The sequence below is a fragment of the Bradyrhizobium sp. genome, from assembly GCF_049691595.1.
GTDB lineage: Bacteria > Pseudomonadota > Alphaproteobacteria > Rhizobiales > Xanthobacteraceae > Bradyrhizobium.
This window is the reverse complement of the sequence record NZ_JBAVNZ010000534.1, coordinates 1-3105: the sequence shown is the minus strand read 5'-3', so window position 1 is coordinate 3105 and position 3105 is coordinate 1. Positions and strand designations below refer to the sequence as shown.

Here is a 3105-nt window from a genome sequence, read left to right as displayed (position 1 = left end):
ACTTGAGCGATGCTTCCTCCTCGCGGAGGCGCCCATGGACACTCGAACACCCATCCCAACACACCTCACCGACGCCGAGCGGATCGACCGGCTGCGGCTGATCCGCAGTGACAATGTCGGACCCCGCACCTTTCGTTCCCTGATCAATCATTTCGGCAGCGCCAGGACGGCGCTGGAGCGGCTACCCGACCTGGCGCGGCGCGGCGGCGCTTCCGGCGCTGGCCGCATCTGCGGCGAGGACGATGCGCGCGCCGAGCTGGCCGCAGCCAGGAAAATAGGCGTGCGGCTGGTCGCGCCCGATGAAGCCGGTTATCCGCCGCGGCTGGCGGTTCTCGACGACGCGCCGCCCCTGCTCGGCGTGCGCGGCGCGACTGATGCGTTGATGCGGCCGATGATCGCGATCGTCGGCTCGCGCAATGCCTCCGGTGCCGGGCTGAAGTTTGCAGGGACGCTGGCGCGCGATCTCGGCGACGCCGGTTTTGTCGTGATATCGGGCCTGGCGCGTGGCATCGATCAGGCGGCGCACCGCGCCGCGATTGGGAGCGGCACTGTCGCAGCGCTGGCCGGCGGTCATGACAGGATCTATCCGCCCGAGCATGAAGATTTGCTGGCAGCGTTGCTCGAACAAGGCGGCGCGATTTCCGAAATGCCGCTCGGCCACGTGCCGCGCGCCCGCGATTTTCCGCGACGCAACCGGCTGATCTCGGGCGCTGCGCTCGGCGTGGTCGTGGTGGAGGCAGCCCATCGCTCGGGTTCGCTGATCACCGCAAGGATCGCCGCCGAACAGGGCCGCGAAGTGTTCGCGGTGCCGGGCTCGCCGCTCGACCCGCGCGCCGCCGGCACCAACGATCTGATCAAGCAAGGCGCCATGCTGGTCACGGAAGCCGCCGACGTCGTCAACGCGGTCGAGCCGATCATGGAACGGCCGATCGCATTTGGCGCGCATGAAGGGGATGGCGAACCGCTTGATTTCGAGGCGGATGCCGGCGATCGCGCCCGCATCGTGAATTTGCTTGGACCGAGCCCCGTCCTGCTCGACGATCTGATCCGGATGGCCGGCACCTCACCGACAACCGTGCGCACCGTGCTGCTCGAACTCGAATTGGCGGGCCGGCTCGAACGTCACGGCGGCGGGCTGGTGTCGCTGATATAAAATAAAGCCTAGTACCAGGCGCCCTGCACCCCGCAGAGAATCGCAACCAGCGAGATCAACAGGCCGATACCGGCAAACAAGGCGGTTGAAACGAATTGAACGCCGTCTGAGGTCCGTGAAGATGAAGACGCGGGAACCGGTGTTGATATCCGGGCGGCTTTGGACATTTAGGCGCTCCAATCGATAAAGTATTCAAAAATCCCAGCACTGACAGGAGTCCCGCCAGCACCGACGAAGGTTCAATGCGTTCGGGGATTGCCGCAAAATATTCCAGGGACGAGGCAACCGGCCAACGCAACCAAATGGGGAATTTTTCATCCGAAGACGCTGACCGGATCCAATTGATTGGCGGCAGGGGCTCCCCGATGGATCGGCGCGCCGCTGAGCCGGACCCTCGCGGTCGCCCGGAACGAGCGCGAAATGGTCTGACCGTGCGGGACACTACGGCTCGCTTCAGGAAAGCTTGCGCTTGCTCCGGAGCCTCAGCCGCTCTTCGGCCTCGAGCTGCACCATCCCGAGCAGGTGGCGGAGAATCTCGAGCCTGTGGCGTCGGGCGAGCCTGGCCAGTTCGACAACGCTCTCCGCGATGAAGGCCACAGCCTCATCCGGGCCGCCCTCCCCGCCTGGCTCGTCGTGCTGCAATCGCCGATCCCGGCCCGAAACCGCGCGCTTCCGGCCGCCGCCAGACCTGGTCAAAAAGCCGACATCCAAATTCGCTTATTGTGACAGGAGTACGCCGTTTCCGACCGCAACTCCAGGGCGTATTTCGCACCTGTTTGGATGTAAAGTCGTACCCTCAAATCCCGGCATCAAGATCTGTCGATTTGACAGTGGCCACCTCACCACCCATGTTCGCTTCCCAAGGGCGGGCCGCGAGTCTCGCGGAACCGGCCTTCATATTCCCCCCTAAGCCATTGGAATGACATGAATATCGTCATCGTGGAGTCGCCGGCGAAAGCCAAGACGATCAACAAATATTTGGGCCCCTCCTACGAGGTTCTGGCCTCGTTCGGCCATGTCCGCGACTTACCCGCCAAGAACGGATCGGTCGATCCGGAGGCCAATTTCCAGATGATCTGGGAGATCGACCCCAAGGCGGCCGGCCGGCTCAACGACATCGCGCGCGCCTTGAAAGGCGCCGACCGCCTGATTCTCGCGACCGACCCCGATCGCGAGGGCGAAGCGATCTCCTGGCACGTGCTCGAAGTGCTGAAGGAGAAGCGCGCGCTGAAGGACCAGAAGATCGAGCGCGTGGTGTTCAATGCGATCACCAAGCAGGCGGTCTCGGAAGCCATGAAGTCGCCGCGCCAGATCGATGGCGCGCTCGTCGACGCCTATATGGCCCGCCGCGCGCTGGACTATCTGGTCGGCTTCACGCTGTCGCCGGTGCTGTGGCGCAAGCTGCCCGGCGCGCGCTCGGCCGGCCGGGTGCAATCGGTCGCGCTGCGGCTGGTCTGCGACCGCGAGCTCGAGATCGAGAAATTCGTTGCACGCGAATACTGGTCGTTGGTCGCGACCCTGACCACGCCGCGCGGCGACGCCTTCGAGGCGCGCCTGGTCGGCGCCGACGGCAAGAAGATCCAGCGGCTCGACATCGGCTCCGGCGCGGAAGCCGAGGACCTGAAGAAGGCGATCGAGGCCGCCAGCTTCGCGGTCTCGACCGTGGAAGCAAAGCCCGCGCGGCGCAATCCGCAGGCGCCCTTCACCACCTCGACCCTGCAGCAGGAAGCCAGCCGCAAGCTCGGCTTCGCGCCCGCGCATACCATGCGGATCGCGCAGCGGCTCTATGAGGGCATCGATATCGGCGGCGAGACCACCGGCCTCATCACCTATATGCGAACCGACGGTGTGCAGATTGACGGCTCTGCGATCACCCAGGCACGCAAGGTGATCGGCGAGGATTACGGCAACGCCTATGTGCCGGAGGCGCCGCGCCAGTACCAGACCAAGGC

Annotated in this window: 4 protein-coding genes; 2 read left to right on the top strand and 2 right to left on the bottom strand. The window is 65.0% G+C overall.

Translation table 11 applies throughout. The features are described 5' to 3' along the window. Positions 1-34 precede the first annotated feature (34 nt). A complete protein-coding gene (gene dprA, locus WCE35_RS21640; protein WP_424595357.1) occupies positions 35-1153 on the top strand; it encodes a DNA-processing protein DprA in 1119 nt (372 codons plus the stop codon). An 8-nt stretch (positions 1154-1161) separates the two neighbouring features. On the opposite strand, the gene WCE35_RS21635 is transcribed toward dprA, so the two are convergent. Both WCE35_RS21635 and WCE35_RS21630 read right to left on the bottom strand, forming a co-directional pair. Beyond that, on the bottom strand, positions 1162-1320 hold the full coding sequence (locus WCE35_RS21635; RefSeq protein WP_424595356.1) for a hypothetical protein: 159 nt from the start codon (positions 1318-1320) through the stop codon (positions 1162-1164). Between the two features lie 286 nt (positions 1321-1606). Beyond that, positions 1607-1795 (bottom strand): hypothetical protein, encoded by a 189-nt coding sequence (locus tag WCE35_RS21630; protein WP_424595355.1) that lies wholly within the window; start codon positions 1793-1795, stop codon positions 1607-1609. Between the two features lie 282 nt (positions 1796-2077). Between WCE35_RS21630 and WCE35_RS21625 the strand changes: the two genes are divergently transcribed. Beyond that, positions 2078-3105: DNA topoisomerase (locus WCE35_RS21625; RefSeq protein ID WP_424595354.1), on the top strand; the 1028-nt coding region annotated here is incomplete at its 3' end.